At 76.9% G+C, this 16,322-nt stretch carries 17 protein-coding genes; 7 read left to right on the forward strand and 10 right to left on the reverse strand.

What is annotated here, in order from left to right; all coding sequences use genetic code 11:
- Nucleotides 1-3: 3 nt before the first annotated feature.
- The 4 genes from BJ968_RS09360 to BJ968_RS25590 form a co-directional block, all read right to left on the reverse strand.
- Nucleotides 4-663, reverse strand: a complete 660-nt coding sequence (locus tag BJ968_RS09360; protein WP_179751188.1) for an HAD hydrolase-like protein — start codon at nt 661-663, stop codon at nt 4-6.
- 24 nt (nt 664-687) lie between these two features.
- The gene (locus BJ968_RS09365; RefSeq protein ID WP_179751190.1) at nt 688-1,584 is read right to left on the reverse strand and encodes an MSMEG_6728 family protein; all 897 of its coding nucleotides are present in this window, start codon (nt 1,582-1,584) and stop codon (nt 688-690) included.
- Between the two features lie 93 nt (nt 1,585-1,677).
- Nucleotides 1,678-2,592, reverse strand: a complete 915-nt coding sequence (locus BJ968_RS09370) for an NAD(P)-dependent oxidoreductase (protein ID WP_179751192.1) — start codon at nt 2,590-2,592, stop codon at nt 1,678-1,680.
- Between the two features lie 10 nt (nt 2,593-2,602).
- Entirely contained in the window at nt 2,603-3,688 is a 1,086-nt protein-coding gene (locus BJ968_RS25590; RefSeq protein ID WP_179751194.1) for a diguanylate cyclase, read from the reverse strand.
- A 106-nt stretch (nt 3,689-3,794) separates the two neighbouring features.
- Between BJ968_RS25590 and BJ968_RS09380 the strand changes: the two genes are divergently transcribed.
- Nucleotides 3,795-4,481, forward strand: a complete 687-nt coding sequence (locus BJ968_RS09380) for a haloacid dehalogenase type II (RefSeq protein ID WP_179751196.1) — start codon at nt 3,795-3,797, stop codon at nt 4,479-4,481.
- A 10-nt stretch (nt 4,482-4,491) separates the two neighbouring features.
- Here BJ968_RS09380 and BJ968_RS09385 read toward each other — a convergent pair whose 3' ends face one another.
- The gene (locus tag BJ968_RS09385) at nt 4,492-5,562 is read right to left on the reverse strand and encodes a cation diffusion facilitator family transporter (RefSeq protein WP_179751198.1); all 1,071 of its coding nucleotides are present in this window, start codon (nt 5,560-5,562) and stop codon (nt 4,492-4,494) included.
- Nucleotides 5,563-5,686: 124 nt separating this feature from the next.
- On the opposite strand from BJ968_RS09385, the gene BJ968_RS09390 reads away from it, so the two are divergent.
- Nucleotides 5,687-6,481, forward strand: a complete 795-nt coding sequence (locus tag BJ968_RS09390) for a phytanoyl-CoA dioxygenase family protein (RefSeq protein ID WP_179751200.1) — start codon at nt 5,687-5,689, stop codon at nt 6,479-6,481.
- Nucleotides 6,482-6,483: 2 nt separating this feature from the next.
- On the opposite strand, the gene BJ968_RS09395 is transcribed toward BJ968_RS09390, so the two are convergent.
- Nucleotides 6,484-6,810, reverse strand: coding sequence for a hypothetical protein (locus BJ968_RS09395; RefSeq protein ID WP_179751202.1), 327 nt, complete (start codon nt 6,808-6,810; stop codon nt 6,484-6,486).
- A gap of 271 nt (nt 6,811-7,081) precedes the next feature.
- Between BJ968_RS09395 and BJ968_RS09400 the strand changes: the two genes are divergently transcribed.
- A complete protein-coding gene (locus BJ968_RS09400; protein WP_179751205.1) occupies nt 7,082-7,918 on the forward strand; it encodes a hypothetical protein in 837 nt (278 codons plus the stop codon).
- Here the strand turns inward: BJ968_RS09400 and BJ968_RS09405 are convergent.
- Nucleotides 7,884-9,083: a glycosyltransferase gene (locus tag BJ968_RS09405; RefSeq protein WP_179751207.1), complete on the reverse strand. Its 1,200-nt coding sequence runs from the start codon at nt 9,081-9,083 to the stop codon at nt 7,884-7,886. The genes BJ968_RS09400 and BJ968_RS09405 overlap by 35 nt on opposite strands.
- A 106-nt stretch (nt 9,084-9,189) precedes the next feature.
- Between BJ968_RS09405 and BJ968_RS09410 the strand changes: the two genes are divergently transcribed.
- A complete protein-coding gene (locus tag BJ968_RS09410) occupies nt 9,190-10,380 on the forward strand; it encodes a SpoIIE family protein phosphatase (RefSeq protein WP_179751209.1) in 1,191 nt (396 codons plus the stop codon).
- On the opposite strand, the gene BJ968_RS09415 is transcribed toward BJ968_RS09410, so the two are convergent.
- Entirely contained in the window at nt 10,355-11,317 is a 963-nt protein-coding gene (locus BJ968_RS09415; protein ID WP_179751211.1) for an ROK family protein, read from the reverse strand. The two genes, BJ968_RS09410 and BJ968_RS09415, sit on opposite strands and share 26 nt — an antisense overlap.
- Before the next feature lie 137 nt (nt 11,318-11,454).
- Here BJ968_RS09415 and BJ968_RS09420 point away from each other — a divergent pair, with 137 nt between their 5' ends.
- Nucleotides 11,455-13,680, forward strand: coding sequence for an EAL domain-containing protein (locus BJ968_RS09420; RefSeq protein WP_179751213.1), 2,226 nt, complete (start codon nt 11,455-11,457; stop codon nt 13,678-13,680).
- A gap of 19 nt (nt 13,681-13,699) precedes the next feature.
- On the opposite strand, the gene BJ968_RS09425 is transcribed toward BJ968_RS09420, so the two are convergent.
- The gene (locus BJ968_RS09425; protein WP_179751215.1) at nt 13,700-14,281 is read right to left on the reverse strand and encodes a TetR/AcrR family transcriptional regulator; all 582 of its coding nucleotides are present in this window, start codon (nt 14,279-14,281) and stop codon (nt 13,700-13,702) included.
- Between the two features lie 59 nt (nt 14,282-14,340).
- On the opposite strand from BJ968_RS09425, the gene BJ968_RS09430 reads away from it, so the two are divergent.
- Both BJ968_RS09430 and BJ968_RS26505 read left to right on the forward strand, forming a co-directional pair.
- Nucleotides 14,341-14,721, forward strand: a complete 381-nt coding sequence (locus BJ968_RS09430) for a DUF1304 family protein (RefSeq protein ID WP_179751217.1) — start codon at nt 14,341-14,343, stop codon at nt 14,719-14,721.
- A gap of 21 nt (nt 14,722-14,742) precedes the next feature.
- Entirely contained in the window at nt 14,743-15,747 is a 1,005-nt protein-coding gene (locus BJ968_RS26505; protein ID WP_179751219.1) for a zinc-binding dehydrogenase, read from the forward strand.
- A gap of 61 nt (nt 15,748-15,808) precedes the next feature.
- Here BJ968_RS26505 and BJ968_RS09440 read toward each other — a convergent pair whose 3' ends face one another.
- Nucleotides 15,809-16,132: a type II toxin-antitoxin system Phd/YefM family antitoxin gene (locus BJ968_RS09440; RefSeq protein ID WP_179751221.1), complete on the reverse strand. Its 324-nt coding sequence runs from the start codon at nt 16,130-16,132 to the stop codon at nt 15,809-15,811.
- Nucleotides 16,133-16,322 lie beyond the last annotated feature (190 nt).

Genomic DNA, 16,322 nt, shown 5'->3' on the forward strand with positions numbered 1-16,322 from the left:
CGGTCAGTCCGGCCGGGCGAACGCCGTCCGGTCCAGGCCGTCGAGCAGCGCGGGCAGCGAGTCGAACACCGCCGCCGCCCCGGCACCGGTGAGCTCCTCCACCGAGAACCCGCCGGTGCGGACCGCCAGGCTCGGCATCCCGGCGTTCCCGGCCGCCTCGCAGTCCCAGGTGGAGTCCCCCAGCAGCACCCCGGCCCGGCCCGAGACCTTCCCCAGCGCGCTCTGCAGCAGGTCCGGGGCGGGTTTGGTGGCCTCGGCGTCCTCCGACGTCGTCCAGCCGTCGCACAGCTCCCGCGCGTCGAGCAGGTCCAGGTAGGCGTCGACCTGGTCGGCCTTGCCCGAGGAGGCCAGGACGACCTTCCAGCCGCGCGAGCGCAGCTCCGCCAGCAGGTCGCGCGCCCCGGCGAAGGGCTGCACCTCCGGCAGCAGCGGGGCGAACTCCTCGGTCCAGGCGTCGCGGGCGTCGTCGCCGTGCTCGGCGTCGAACTCCTCCCCCGCCACGGCCCGCACGAGCTGGTCCCCGCCCATCCCGATGGCGCGGTGCAGCCGCCACACGGGCAGCGTGAGGTCGAAGCGCCGGAACGCGCGGAACCACGCCAGGGCGTGCTGGTAGTTCGTGTCGACGAGCGTCCCGTCGACGTCGAGGACTGCGGTGTCGGGCACGGTGCTCCCCCTCGGGTGGTGGTCTCAGACGGCCAGGTCGACGCAGAACAGGGTCCGCGGGTCCTGGAGCATGGCGGGCGGGCGCACGTCCGAGCGCGCGGCCCGCCCGCCCCAGCGGACCGGCCGCCGGTGGCGCACCGCCGCCCCCTTGGCCGCGGAGAACCCGTAGTCCCCCACGACCTCCCCCATCAGCAGCGCCCGCTCCCCCTCGATGGGCACGGCGACCTCGTCACCGGGGGCGAGTTCGTGCACGAAGGTGTCCAGGACGCGCAGCGCCTTGCCGGGCCGGCGCCCCGGCGCGACCTCCTTCAGCAGGGACCGCAGCGTGGCGCCCTCGGCGGCCCCGCGCACGTCCACGTCGATCCCCGACTCGGTCCCCAGCCCGACGACGCCGTCGGTGAGGAACTCCGCGAGCGCTTGCGGCGCAGCGGGTCGCACGATCCACACGAGCCGCCCCGGCGGGCGCTGGGGCACCTCGAACGGCGCCGGCTCGGGCCACACGTACGGCAGGTCGTCGGGTTCGTCGCCGAACAGGGGGCGGTAGAACGCGGGGTCCTTGCGCAGCAGCGCGGACCGGTGGCTGCGGTGCAGCGCCTCGTCGCCCAGCCACGGCGGCAGCGGCGGACCGCCCGGCGGGCCGTCCGGGGAGGCGACCTCCGGGGCGAACTCGGCGATCTGCGGGCCCGTGGAGTCCGCCCGGCCCGTGCGCGTCCACTCGGCCACGACCGCGAGGCCGTACGCCACCAGGGCGGGGGTGAAACCCTGCCACATCCGCACCGCGGGGTGGTTCGCCCAGCCGTAGTCGGGCAGTTCCAGGGCCCGCAGGACCTGCAGCGTCTCGACCCGCTGCTTGCCCAGCCGCGGGCCGTCGAGGACGGCCGCGGACCGGGCGAAGTCGGCGTACGGGAGGAACGTCTGCACGTCCCCACCGTCGCGCGCACGGCGCCCGGCCGCACGCCGAAGGGCCCCGCCCCGGTCCCCGCGCCCCCGGTGCCCCCAGGGCCCCCGGGGCCCTCAGTACCCGCGCGACAGGTCCACGAGCCCCAGCAGTTCCTCCCCGGCCGCGAACCGGCGCACGTTCTCGGTGACCCGCTCGGCCAGCAGCGGCACGCGCAGCGTCGAGGGGTTCGTCGAGTGCGGCGTGACGATCGCGTTCGGCGCGCTCCACAGCGGGTGCCCGTCGGGCAGCGGCTCGGGGTCGGTCACGTCGAGGGCGGCCCCGGCGATCGTCCCGTCCCGCAACGCCTCCACCAGCGCACCGGTGTCCACCAGCGAACCGCGGGCGATGTTCACCAGCCACCCCCGCGGGCCCAGCGCCGCCAGTTCCGCGGCCCCCACGAGCGCCTTCGTCTCCGACGTCGCCGGCGCCGCCAGCACCACGTGGTCGGCCTCGGCGAACACCTCCCCGACCCGGTCGGCGGCCCACGTCTCGTAGGCCCCCTCCACCGGCAGCCCGCGCCGCGTGACGGCCAGCACGCGCGCGCCCAGCCCCAGGAACGCCGGGACCATCGCCCGCCCGATGCCGCCCGCGCCGACGATCGCGATCGTCGACCCGCGCAGCGTCGACTGCACCCCGTCGAGCGCCTCGTTGTCCCACGACGTCGCCCGGGCCGCGCGCCCGATCCCGCGCACACCGGCCAGCAGCAGCGCCACGGCGCCCTCGGCCACGGAGGAGGAGTACGCCCCGGTCGCCGACGTCCAGGTGCGACCGGCGTCCAGGACCCCGGCCTCGACCCAGGACTCGATGCCCGCCGAGGGCAGCTGCACCCAGCGGATCCCGTCGTGCAGCTCCGGCAGGTCCCCGTGCCCGCCCACGACGACGAGCGCCTCGGCGTCCGCGAGCGCCACGACCTCCCCGCCACCGCGCTCCACGGCCTCCGTCAGCAGGGGGTCGTTCCCGGGTCCGATGTGCACGGCGGGGGTGGGCACGGGCGCTCCTTCAGGGTTCGAGGGGGGTTTCCGCCTCCACCCTAGGACCCCACCCGTCGGCCGCCTCGGCGCTGCGGGTGCGGTTGCGGCCGGCGCGCTTGGCGGCGTAGAGGGCGGCGTCGGCGGCGACGAGGGCCTGCTGGGCGGTGGTGACGTCGTCGAGGGTGGCGCAGCCGGCGGAGAACGTCGTCGCGCCGCCGCGCTCGGCCCACGTCTGCCGCAGCCGCTCGACGACGTCGAGGGCCGGGCCGGTGCCGCTGCCGTGCAGGAGGAGGACGAACTCCTCGCCGCCGAAGCGGGCGGCGTGGTCGCCGCGGCGCAGGGACCCGGCGAGCATCGCGCCGAACTCGCGCAGGACCTGGTCGCCGAAGGCGTGGCCGCGGGTGTCGTTGAGCTGCTTGAAGTGGTCGAGGTCGCAGACGACGACGGTGTCCCCGGGGGCCAGGAGGGTCATGCGGTCCTCCAGGTCGCGGCGGTTGCCGATGGTGGTGAGGGGGTCGGTGCGGGCGTCGCGGACGAGGAGGTCGGCGGCGGCGCGCTGCCGGCGGACCGTGCCGGCGAGGACCTCGGCGACGACGACCCAGACGCAGGCGACGACGAGGGTCCGCACGACGACCTGGACGTCGAGGGGCTCGGAGGTGAGCAGGTACAGCGGCAGGGCGGCGGGCAGCAGCCAGTAGGCGGTGCGCGGGGGCAGGTGCAGCCCGACGTAGACGAAGAACAGGACGAACAGGGGCACGTAGGCGCCGGTGACGGTGCGGGTCGCCGACCCCAGGACGGCCAGCCCGGCCATCTGCGCCAGCGGGAAGGCGAGGAGGGTGCGCGCGGGCAGCCGGTCCCAGGGGACGGCCGTGCTGGCGGCGAGCAGGGCGAGGTCGGCGGCGGCGAGGCCGAGGACGACGAGCCAGTCGCCGGCGGGGGGTGCCAGCAGCGGGACGGTGAGCAGGACGAGGAGGCCGGTGAGGAGGACCAGGCCGCGGCCGGCCCGGACGGCGGGGCCGCCGGCGAGCCAGCGCGGGGGGAGCCGGGCCGCCCACCGCCGCCAGCGGGGGCGGCTGATCGCGGCCGCCAGCGGGTCCTGGGGTGCGCGCCTCACGGTGACTCCTGGTGCAGAACTCTCAGTGGTCGGAACCGAACAGCCTGCCACGACCGCCGCGCTCGCTCCCGCTCGCCCCGGCCCACCCGCGGCCCTACGGTCGTCCGTGTCCCCCGAGCCGCGACCCACCGCCGTCGTCCTGGACGTCAACGAGACCCTGTCCGACACCACCCCCCTCGCCGAGCGCCTCGCCGCGGTCGGCGCCGGACCGCACGTCGCGGCCCGGTTCCTGCCCTCGGTCCTGCGCGACGGCTTCGCCCGCACCCTGCGCGCGGCCCCGCTGCCCTTCGCCGACGTCGCCGCCGACGTCCTGCGGACCGACCTGGGCACCGCCGCGCTGGACCGGCCCCTGGAGGAGGCCGTCGAGTTCGTCCTCGCCGCCTTCGGGGAGCTGCGCACCCACCCCGACGTGCCCGCAGGCCTGCGCCGCTTCCACGAGCACGGGGTCGTCACCGTCGCGTTCACCAACGGCTCGGCGGCGTCCTGCGAGGCGCTGCTGACGGGCTCGGGGGTGCGCGGTGACGTCCGGCACGTCCTGTCCGTCGACGACGTCGGGCGTTGGAAGCCGCACGCCGCCGCCTACGGCCACGTCCTGGACCTGCTGGCGCGCGACCCCGGCGAGGTCCTCTTCGTGGCCGTCCACCCGTGGGACCTCGACGGGGCGGCCGCCGCCGGGATGCGCACCGCCTGGCTGGACCGCGACGGCGCGCCGTTCCCCCGGCACGCGACCCCGCCGGACCTCACGGCCCCGGGCCTGGACGCCCTGGCGGAACTCGTCCTCGGGGGTCGGTGACCCCCGGGGGTCAGCGGCCCGAGCCCGCGCCCGCCCGCAGGCCGCGCCCCACGCGCGTGCGGGCCTGCGGGACCGCCGGCGCCGGCGCGTCGGGGTCGAGCAGCTGCTGGGCCTCCCGCTCGGTGACGGCCCACCGCTCCCGCGCGGCGGCGTCGGCCGACGCCGAGACCGAGCTGGGGTCCAGGAACACCTGGGTGATCGTCGGCACCCGCCGGCGCATCTCCTCCTCCGCGCGCGTGCAGGCCTCCTCGACCTGGAGCGCCGTGAGGGCCTCGTCGAACTGCACGCGCCCGGCGACGAGCACGCCGTCGGGGCCCAGCTGCATCGTCAGCACCTCCTGCACGCGCACGATCGCGCGCTCGGCCGCCAGCACCCGGACCGCCTCCAGCCGCACCGCGGGGTCGGCGGCCTCGCCGATGAGCAGCTCCTTGGTGTCGCGGCCGAGCAGGAACGCCACGACGGCCAGCAGCGCGCCGATGACGATGGAGCTCACGCCGTCCCACACCCCCGACCCCGTGACCTGGTGCAGCACGGTGCCCGCGAGCGCCACCAGGACCCCCAGCACCGCGATGCTGTCCTCGCTGGCGACGGTCTTGACGGTGGGGTCGGGGCTGCGCACGACGTAGGTGAGCAGCCGGCGGTGGGCGCTCGCGGCCTCGCGCACGACCTGGCGCAGCGCCTTGAGCAGGGACCCGCCCTCCAGCACGACGGAGACGCCGAGGATCGCGTAGATCACGACGAAGTGCTCCGTCGACGTGGGCTCGGGGTCGCCGGTCAGGGCCGAGACGCCCTCGGCGATGGAGAAGACCGCCCCGGACACGAAGATCCCGACGGCCGCCAGCAGCGACCAGAAGAACCGCTCCTTGCCGTAGCCGAAGGGGTGGGTGCGGTCGGCGGGCCGGTCGGCGCGGCTGAGGGAGAGCAGCAGGAACGCCTCGTTGAGGGTGTCGGCCACGGAGTGGGCGGCCTCGGCGAGCAGGGCGCTGGAGCCGGTGACCACCCCGCCGACCGCCTTCGCGATGCCGACGCCGACGTTCGCGAGCAACGCCACCAGCACGGTTCCCCGCGTCTCCTCAGCCACGCCCCGACTGTCCACCGCGTCGCGGGGTCGCGCGCGTCGACGCCCGGCGCGTCTCACGTTGCGTCACTGGCGCTGCACGATGAGACACGGATAGCGTGCGCGGCACATCGCTGAGAGGAGCCCCGTGCGCCGGCCCCACCCCCGCCTGTCGCCTGAAGCACGACGCGTTCTCACCGACCTGCGCCGCGACGGCGTCGCCGCCACCAGCCTGGCCACCCTCACCGGCGGGACCGAGCTGCTCGAGGAGGTCCTGTCCCGCACCGACGACCTCATCGCCGACCAGTCCGCCGACATCGTCCGCCGCCGGCGCCTGGTCGCCGGCGAGCCCACCGGCTGGGCCGGGCCCCTGCACGACCCCCACGAGGTCGAGCTCCTCGGCCCCCACCCCCCGGTCGACCCCGAGGACCCCTACGCCCTCTTCCTGCGGCACCCCGACGTCGTCGGCGTCGCCGCGGCCTACTGCCGCCGCGGGGTCCGCATCTGGGACATGAACGGCCTGCTCACGCTCGCGGCCCCGCCCACCCGCACCGGCGACTGGGCCCGCTCCGCGCACGGCCCCGCCGTCGAGGTCCACCTGCACCTGGCGGGCGTCGACGCCGGGGTCGGGCCCCTGTCCTACGTGCGCACCTCCCACCGGCGCCGCCGGGCCGTGCGCCGCCTGGAACGCTCCGGCCGCCGGATCGCCGACGCCGACGTCGAGCGCGCCTTCGGCCCCGCGGCGACCGCGACCCTCGACGGCGCGGCCGGCACGGTGGTCTTCGTCGACCCCCGCGGCCTGCACCGCCGCCCCCGGCCCACCGCCCGCGACCGCCTCCTGCTGCGCGGCCGCTACGGCACCCGCGACGCGCGCGGGCACGCCGTGCTGCTGCCCGCCGAGGAGGTGCCGCGCAGCGCGCTCGCGGACTTCGCCCTGGCCTGAGCTCAGCCCCGGCCGAGCAGCTTGTCGAGCAGGCGGGCGAAGAAGCCCTTCGCGGGCGCCTCGACCGGCGCGGGGACCTCGACGGGCGCGGGCTCCGCGACAGGCTCCGCGACGGGCGCGGGCACGGGTTCCGCGACGGGCGCGGGCGCCGCGACGGGCTGGGGGGTCTCCGCCTCGTGGCGCGTGGCGCTCAGCGTGCCGTGCAGCTCCTGCTCGGGGGTGTAGCTGGCCTCCCCGAGGATCGACGCGGCGTGCAGCAGCGCGGACGCCTGGATGGGCGCGACCGTCTGCGCCCCGCGCGCGGCCGGGGTGTCGTCGAGGGTGGACATGCGTTCTCCCGGGTTTCAGGGTCGCCCCGTCGGTGACCGCTGCCCCCGTTGTCGACCCCCGCCCCGGCCCGCTGGAGCCCGGCGCCCGACCACCACCCGGACGGACCCCTCCCCCGCCGTGATCAAGCACTGCGGTGATCAAGCACTCTCGTCCACAAGTGCTTGATCACCGCTGTGCTTGATCACGGGAGGGGGTCGGCCACCGGGCGGACCGCTGCCCGGCCGCCGGGGCGCCGGCTCAGGCGGTGCGCGCCGCCGCCGATGGACCCACGTGCGGGCACCCGAGCTGGACACGCTGCGCCCCGGCGACTTCGTCAAGGTCCGGGGCAGCTCCAGCCCCCTGCACAACGGCGGCCGGGCCGTCGTCGTCGCCGTCCACCGCGACGGCCCCCCGTGGCGCGTCGTCGCCCTCGACGTGCGGTACTCCGCGCGCGGCGCGGCCGTGCGCGTGGAGATGACCGACAGCGGCGAGCTGGCCCGGTGGGAGACGCCGTGGGTCCCGGCGCACACCGTGGAGGACGCACCGGAGCGCCACGAGCTCCTGGCCCCCGGCACCGCGCACGTCGAGACCCGCGGCTCCCGCCGCACCCTGCTCGCCGCCGGGCTCGTGGTGCTCGCCGTCGTGGCCGGTCTGGGCACGTGGGCGCACCGCGGCGGCGGGCCGGACCCCGACCCCGTCGCCGTCCAGCGCGCCCTGCGGGAGGGGGCCCGGGGCACCGCGGGCGCCTCGCCGTCGCTGACCGCGACCGCCACCGCGTCCCCGACGGCGGTGGCCGCCACGGCGACGGTCGTGGCGTACGCCGCTGGCCCCGTCCCCGTCGTCGCGGGCCCGGAGGGGACCTCGGCCACCCCGCTGGCCGGGGTCGCCGAGGCGCCCGGCTGCCACGACGCCTACGTTGACGACCTGTTCTCCCACCTGCCCACGGGGCAGGCCGTCGCCGTCGTGGGCGCCGGCTGGTACCGCACCGACGACGGCCTGGACGTCAACGCCGAGCTCGTCCGGCGGGGCGTCGCGGTCCCCGTCAGCGCCACGGCCGGGACCTCGGCCACCGACGTGCGGAACTTCGCCGAGCTCACCGAGCTCGCCGCGCACGCCCCGCGCTGCTGACCTCCGCGAGCGCCTGCTCGACGCGGGCGACGACGGCGGCGGGCGAGTAGTTCGCCTCGGCGTGGGCGCGGGCGCGGGCCGCCAGCCCGCCCCGCAGCGCCAGCCCCCGCGAGATCGCCGCGGCCAGGTCGGCCGGGGCCGTGGAGGCCGCGACGGTCCGCGGGTCCAGGGACCCCGCCACCTCGGGGTTGGCCCCCACGGGGGTCGCGACGACCGGCAGGCCGCTGGCGAACGCCTCGACGGTGACGATCCCGAACCCCTCCATCTCCAGGGTGGGCAGGACGAACAGGTCCGCCGCGCGGTACAGCTCCGGCAGGTCCTCCTCGGCGACGAACCCGGGGAAGTCGACGGGCAGGCCGAGGCGCTCGGCGCGGGCGCGCAGCTGCGGGCCCAGGTACCCGGTCCCGCCGACGACGAGCCGGGCCCGGGGGTGCTCGGCCACGACCGCGCCGAACGCGTCGAGGAGGTTCTCCAGCCCCATGCGCCGCACGAGCCGGCGCACCGTGAGCAGCACCGGGTCGCCCGTGACCCCCAGCCGCGCGCGGTCGCCGGGGCCGGGGGCGAAGCGGTCGAGGTCGACGGCCAGCGGCACCACGTCCACGCGGGCCCGGGCCGTGGGGTGGACCCGCTGCAGCAGCCGGCGCACGTACCAGCTCGTCGCCAGCGTGCGGGCGGTGCCGTCGACCGCCGCCAGCTCGGCGCGGCGGGTGAGGTCGGCGACGACCCCGCCGGCGGCGCGGGCCAGCGGGTACTTCCCGCCCGCGGCGTCGAGCTGGACCTCCAGCGAGGACGGGGCGTGGAAGCGCAGGACGGTGCGGGACCCCAGCCCGGCGCGGACCGCGGCCGCGGCGTGGAACGTGGAGTGCACGTACAGCGCGTCGAAGCGTTCGCGGGCGTCCAGGGAGCGCAACCAGCCGGGCACCCGCAGCAGGGTCGCGGCGGGGTGGGCGTAGTAGGCGCGGCTGCCGCGCGCGGGGGCGGGGTGGCGCAGCAGCCGGTACCCGGGGCGCTGCTCGGCGAGGGGGGCGTCGCGGTCGTGGCGGCGGACGAGGACGGTGACGTCGTGGCCGCGGCGGGCCAGCTCGTCGACCTCGACGAGCACGGAGCTGGCGACGCCGCCGCGGTGCTCGGGCGGGACCCCGTCGGTGATCACGAGCAGGCGCACGGGAGGGAGCCTGCCAGACGCCCCGCCCGACGCCCCGCCCCGACGCTCCCCCCGGACGGCCCCCCGCGGATTGGCCTTCCCGTCACCCGTCGGAGATGCTGTCGTGGTGGAGCCGTCACCGATGCAGGACCTGCGGGTGCTGCCCGACGGCACCGGGGTCGACGACCTCCTGCCGCGGGCCCTGCGCGCCGTCCAGCAGGCCGTCTGCATCTCGGACGTGTCGCTGCCCGACCAGCCCGTCGTGTGGGCCAACGGCGCCTTCACCGCCGAGACCGGCTACCCGCTGTCCGAGGTCGTGGGCCGCAACTGCCGCTTCCTGCAGGAGGGCCTGGCCGAGCGCGGGCTGGACACCCGCGGCCCCGCCGCCCGCATCCGCCGCCTCGTCGAGCAGGGGCTGGCCGGCACGGTGCTCATCCCGAACCGCCGCCGGGACGGGACGGTCTTCGTCAACGAGCTGTCGCTGTCCCCGCTGCCCGGCCCGGACGGTCGGGTGCGGTTCTACGTGGCCGTCCAGCGCGACGTCACGGCCCGCACGCAGGCCGAGAGCGCCCGGGACACCGCCCACCGCGAGGCCGCCGCGCTCAGCGACCAGCTGCAGCGCCAGCTCGTGCCGACGGTCCTGCCGCCGGTCCCGGGCCTGCAGGTCGCGGTCCGCTACCAGCCCGCGACCCGCCCGGACGGGTCCCGCGGGGAGGTCAGCGGCGACTTCTACGACGTGGTGCCCCGCTCCGACGGCCGGGCCCTGGCCGTCATCGGGGACGTCTCGGGCCGGGGCCCGCGGGCCGCGGCGACGACGGCCGCGCTGCGGTGGGCGGTGCGCGGGGCCGCGGGGTTCACCGACCGGCCCGCGCAGGTCCTCCAGCACGTCGCCGGCGCCGTCCACGACGCCCTCGACGACCGGTTCGGCACGGTCGCCCTCGCCGGGTACGACCCCCTCGCCGACCACGTGACCGTCTCCCTCGCCGGCCACCCGCAGCTGGTGCTGCTGCCCGCGCGGGGGCCGAAGCGGTTCGTCGGCCACCCCGGGACGCTGCTGGGACCGTTCGGCCGCGTCGACGTGCTCGACCAGTCCGTCCCGTTCGGGCCCGGGGACTGCCTGCTCCTCTACACCGACGGCGTGACGGAGGCGCAGTCCCCCGAGCGGGACCTGCTCGGGGAGGAGGCGCTGCTGGCCGCGCTGGAGGGTCCCGGCGACCCCGAGGTCCTCGCCGACACCGTCCTGCGGGTCGTCACCGAGCACGTCCGCGGCGGCCCGACCGACGACCTGACGCTCATGGTGCTGCGACGCCTGGGCTGAGGGGGACGCCGGGACCGAGGGGGAAACGCAGGTCGGGCGCGATCCCGACCCGCTCGAACGCCAGCAGCGCGGCCCCCACCCGCCCGGCCTCGGTGCCCCAGCGCGCGGTCCGCAGCGGGGGCGGCTCCCGCCAGGCCAGCAGCGACCGCAGCCGCACCTCGAGGGGTTCGAGCAGCAGGGGGCCGGCCGCCGAGACGCCCCCGCCGAGGACGACCTCGGCGGGGTCCAGCAGCACCGTGAGCCCCTGCAGCCCCAGCGCGAGGGCGTGGACGGCCTCGGCCCAGACCTGCCGGGCCAGCGCGTCGGTGCCCAGCCGGCCGACGACCTCCGCCGTGGAGGCGGCCCGGCCCCCGCGGGCCAGGTAGCGGCGCAGCACCGCGGCCCCCGCCGCGTACGCCTCGACGCAGCCGCGCTGCCCGCACGGGCACAGCTCGCCGTCGGGGTGGACGACGACGTGCCCGAACTCCCCGGCCGCACCGGAGACGCCCGCGACGGCGACACCGCCCACGACGAGGGCGGCGGAGATCCCGGTCCCGATGGGGACGAAGACGAAGTTGCCGCGCGTGCCGGAGACGAGCTGCTCGGCGCGCCCGGCCGCCCGCCCGTCGTGCCCGACCGCCACGGGCAGCCCCGTCGCCTCCTCCAGCAGCCGCCGCAGCCCGAGGTCGCGCCAGCCGAGGTTGGAGGCGTAGACGACGGTCCCGCTGGCCTCGTCGACGGTGCCGGGCGTGCCGACCCCGACCGCCACGGGCCGCTCGGGCCCGGCCGCGGCGGCCAGCGCGGCCAGGTCGGCCAGCAGGTCGCGCAGGTTGTCCACGACGGGGCGGCCACCGGCGCGGCTGGGCCGGTCCCGCACGGCGACCGTGTGCCCGCGGGCGTCGACGACGGCCCCCTTCAGACCGGTCCCGCCGACGTCGACGGCCAGCACGGAACTCACGGGGCGCCCCTCACGCGGTGACCCTAGCCCGGGAACGGGTGAACCGCCCCCGCCGTCGCCGGGCGTGGGGCAGGCTGGTGCCCGATCCTGGGACGGGGCTTCAGGACGGGGTCCCGGATGCCGAAGGAGGAGCCGTGATGACGGGCTCAACCATCCTCGACGTCCTCCGGGCCGGGTCGGTCCGCAGCCACTTCCAGCCCATCGTGGACCTCGACTCCGGCGCCGTCGTCGCGTACGAGGCCCTCGCGCGGGGGCCGCAGGGGCCGCTGCACCGCCCGGACCACCTGTTCGCCGCCGCCCGCGCGGAGGGCGTGCTGGCCGAGCTGGACCACGCCTGCCGGGCCGCGGCGCTGCAGGGCGCCGTCGAGCACGGCCTCGTCGCCCCGCTGACGCTGTTCGTCAACGTCGAGCCCGAGATCCTCGACTCCGCGCCGCTGACCGAGCTCGTCAAGCTCGCCGACGGGGCCCCGGGGGGCCTGCGCGTCGTGGTCGAGATGACCGAGCGGGCGCTGGCGGCCCGGCCCGCGGAGCTGCTGCGCACCGTGGAGCGCATCCGGGAGATCGGGTGGGCCGTCGCCCTCGACGACGTCGGCGCGGACGCGATGTCGCTGGCCTTCATGCCGCTGCTGCGCCCGGACGTCGTCAAGCTCGACCTGCGCCTCGTGCAGGACCGTCCCGGCCCGGCCGTCGCGCAGATCATGAACGCCGTCAACGCCTACGCCGAGGAGTCCGGCGCGCTCGTGCTCGCCGAGGGCATCGAGGACGAGGCGCACCTGCTGATGGCCCGCGCGCTCGGCGCGCAGCTGGGCCAGGGCTGGTTGTTCGGCCGTCCCGCGGCCCCTCCCGCGCGGCCGGTCGCGGTGGCCGCGCTGCCCCTGCCGCCGGCCCCCGCCGTCCCCGGGCTGTCGGCGTCCTCGCCGTTCGCGGCGCTGCCGGCCGGCACCAAGCTGCGGCGCGCGCCCAAGGCCCTGCTCATCGAGCTGAGCAAGCAGCTGGAGCGGGAGGCCGCGCGCCTGGGCGACACGTGCGTCGTCGCCTCGACGTTCCAGGAGGCCCGGCACTTCACCCCGGCCACCCGCAGCCGGTACCGGGACCTCGCCGAGCGGGTCGGGTTCGTGTGCGCCCTCGGCGAGGAGCTGGAGGTCACCGTCCCCGGTGTGCGCGGCGCGGCCATCTCGGCCGACGACCCGGTCCGCGGGGAGTGGGACGTCGTCGTGCTGGCCCCGCACTTCGCGGCCGCCCTGCTGGCCCGCGACCTGGGCGACGCCGGTCCCGAGCGGGAGCGGACGTTCGAGTACGCCCTGACGTACGAGCGCACGACGGTGGCCGCGGCCGCCCACTCGCTGCTGGCGCGCGTCGTGCCCCGCCGCCCCGAGCCGGTGCTCGCGCGCGAGCCCGCGGTCCCGGCGGCGGCGCCCGTCCCCCTCCTGCCGGTCCTGTCGGCCACGGATCCCGACGCGTTCCTCGAACGCGCCCTGAGCGCGACGACCAGCGGGGTCTCGATCGCGGACGTGCTGCGCCCGGACCACCCGCTCGTCTACGTCAACTCCGCGTTCGAGGAGCTGTCGGGGTGGCGCGCCGAGGAGGTCCTGGGCCGCAACTGCCGGATCCTGCAGGGGCCCGACACCGACCGCGCGACCGTGGACTCCATCCGCGCGGCCATCGACGCCGGGCGGGAGTGGCGGGGTGTGCTGCTGAACGTGCGCGGCCCCGAGCGGACTCCGTGGTGGAACGAGGTGCACCTGTCCCCCGTGGTGGACGCCTCGGGGCGGGTGGTGCAGTACGTCGGGATCCAGAACGACGTCACGGCGCGGGTGCAGGCGCAGCAGGACCTCGCGCGGGAGCGGGAGCGCTCGCGCGAGTACGTGCGCCGCATCGAGGAGTTCGCCTGGACCGACCCCCTGACGGGCCTGGCGAACCGGCGGCGCGTCGAGCCCCTCGTCGAGGAGTTCCTGAGCACCCCCGGCCGCACCACGGCGCTGCTGTTCTGCGACCTGGACGGGTTCAAGGTGGTGAACGACGCGCTGGGGCACGCGGCCGGTGACGACCTGCTCGTGGAGGTCGCGCAGCGCCTGCGCCGCCACGCGCCCGCGGGGGCGCTGCTGGCGCGGCTGGGGGGCGACGAGTTCCTCGTCGCGCTGACCGGCGCGGACCTGCAGGCGGTGGCCCACCAGGCCGCCGACCTCGCCGCCGACCTCGCCGCGCGCATCGCCGACCCCTTCCCGGTGCAGGGCCGGCAGATCTCCGTGGGGGTCAGCGTGGGGGTGGCGCTGGGCGGTCCCGGGGAGTTCTTCGAGGACCTGCTGCGCAACGCCGACCACGCGATGTACCGGGTCAAGGAGCGCCGCACCGCGGCGGTGTGACGCGCCGCGGCGCCCGCGGTCACCGCGGGGCCGGCAGCAGCGCGAGGGCGGCGTCGAGCGTGGCGACCGCCGCGCCGGGGTCGACGCGCGCCAGCACGAACGCGGTGACGACCGAGGACGTGCACAGCGTCGCGACCGCGTCGGCGTCGCCGGGGGCCCCGGCCGCCCCGAGCGCCGCGGCCCCGCGCCGGAACGCCTCGTGCAGCTCGGCCCGGTAGGCCGCCACGACCTCGGCGACGGCGGTGTCGCGGCCCACCGGTGAGGTCGCCGCGTTGAGCAGCAGGCAGCCGCTGCGGGCGGCGGCGCTGCGGCCCGCGAGCGCGGTCCGCAGCCCGCGCAGGTACTGCGGCAGCGCGTCGGGCGGGACGTCGGGGCCCAGCAGCGGCCGCAGGCGGGGCCGGACGACCTCGTCGAGGTAGCTGTCGACGGCGGCGTCGAACAGGCCGCGCTTGCTGCCGAACGCGTGGTAGAGGCTGGAGCGCCGGACCCCCGTGGCGTCCTCCAGGTCCGGGACGGAGACGTCCTCGAAACCGCGCTGCCAGAACAGCTCCCGAGCCGCGCGCACGACGGCGGCGGTGTCGAAGGTCTGCGTCCTGCCCATGGCCGTGAGTATAGTGGAACGGTCATCACAGAATCTCGCGAACCGCAGGAGCCGCCCCCGTGACCGCCGTGGCCCTCGCCGTGACCGCCGTCGCGGCGCTCGTGCACGTGTACGTGTTCGTGCTGGAGTCGTTCCGGTGGACCGGGCCGCGCGCCGCGCGCGTGTTCGGCCTGGACGCCGCCACCGCCCGGACCACCGCGCCGCTGGCGTTCAACCAGGGTTTCTACAACCTGTTCCTGGCCGTCGAGGTCGTCGCCGGGGCCCTCGCCCTGGCCGCGGGGCACCGCACCGCCGGGGCCGTCCTCGTGCTCGCCGGGACCCTGTCGATGACCGGCGCCGGGCTGGTGCTCGTCGCCTCCGACCGCTCCAAGGCCCGCGCGGCCCTGGTCCAGGCCGGGCCCGCGCTGCTCGGCGCGGTCCTGCTCGCGATCGCCCTCTGAAACCCTCCGAGAGGAAACCCCGTGACCACCAGCACCCAGGTCCAGCTCGTCTCCCGCCCCTCCGGGTGGCCGACGCCGGAGGACTTCCGCACCGTCACCGTCGACCTGCCCGACCTCGGCCCCGACGAGGTCCGCGTGCAGAACGAGTTCGTCTCCGTCGACCCGTACATGCGGGGCCGGATGAACGACGCCAAGAGCTACGCCCCGCCCTACGCCCTCGGCGAGACCATGACCGGCGGGGCCGTCGGCCGCGTCACCGCGTCGACCTCCCCGGCGCTGCCCGTCGGTTCCCTCGTCGTCCACGGCCTCGGCTGGCGCGACGTCGCCCAGGGCCCGGCGGCGCAGTTCCGCCAGGTCGCCGAGGTGCCCGGCGCGCCGAACTCCGTGCACCTGGGGATCCTCGGCATGACGGGCCTCACCGCCTACGTCGGCCTCACCGCCATCGCCGGGCTGCGCGAGGGCGAGACCGTGTTCGTCTCCGGCGCCGCCGGTGCCGTCGGGACCGCCGTCGGCCAGATCGCCCGCCTGCTGGGCGCCGGCCGCGTCCTGGGCTCGGCGGGTTCGGCCGAGAAGGTGGCGCTGCTCACCGACCGGTACGGCTACGACGCCGCCGTGAACTACAAGGACGCCCCCATCCGCGAGCAGCTGCCCGCCATCGCGCCCGACGGCGTCGACGTGTTCTTCGACAACGTCGGCGGCGACCACCTCGAAGCGGCCGTCGACGTGTTCAACCCGCACGGCCGCGCCGCCCTGTGCGGGGCGATCTCCGGCTACAACGACGTCGAGCGCCCCGCCGGCCCCGACAACCTGTGGCACCTCGTCAGCAAGAAGCTCACCCTGCGCGGGTTCATCGTCGGCGACCACGCCGAGCTGTCCGCCGAGTTCGGGGAGAAGGTGGCCGGCTGGTTCACCGCCGGTCAGGTCGTCTTCGACGAGACCGTCGTGGACGGGATCGAGAACTCCGTCGAGGCCTTCCTCACGATGATGCGCGGCGGCAACACCGGCAAGATGGTCGTCCGCGTCTGAGCCGGCCCGCCGGTCCGGTGGCGGCCGGACCCACCCGCGGGTGGGTCCGGCCGCGCCGGGGTCAGCCGCCCGAGAACGCGTCCTCGGCCTCGGCCGTCGCGTCGTCCTCGAGCAGCTCCACCGCGGCGTGGGCGCGGTTGAAGAAGTCGACGGAGACGAGGACGGCCGCTTCGCGGTCGTCGCGGGTGATGACGAGCGGACGACGGACGATGCCGTCCACGACGGTGGCCAGGTCCACGGTGCTGAGGTCGGCGTGCGGGTAGATCGCCGTCGCGGGGTCCTCCCGCGCGTCCCGTCTGAACTCCTCAGCCCGTTCCCGGGCCTCCCACGCGGAGGGGCCGGACGGACGGGTCTGGGTCTGGACCGAGTGCGGATCGAGCTCCATCCGTCCACGGTAGTGCGCGGCGCGCCGTTCGTCCCTCGGAGGTCACCCCGTCCCGGGCGCCAGGGGGGGCGGTGGGGCGGAGCGCCCAGCCACGGGAGTGCTTGATCACCGAAGTGCTCGATCAAGGTGATCAAGCACTCCCGTGATCAAGCACTCCCGTGATCAAGCACGGCGGTGATCGAGCACGGCG

It is taken from the genome of Kineococcus aurantiacus, assembly GCF_013409345.1.
Classification (GTDB): Bacteria; Actinomycetota; Actinomycetes; order Actinomycetales; family Kineococcaceae; genus Kineococcus; species Kineococcus aurantiacus.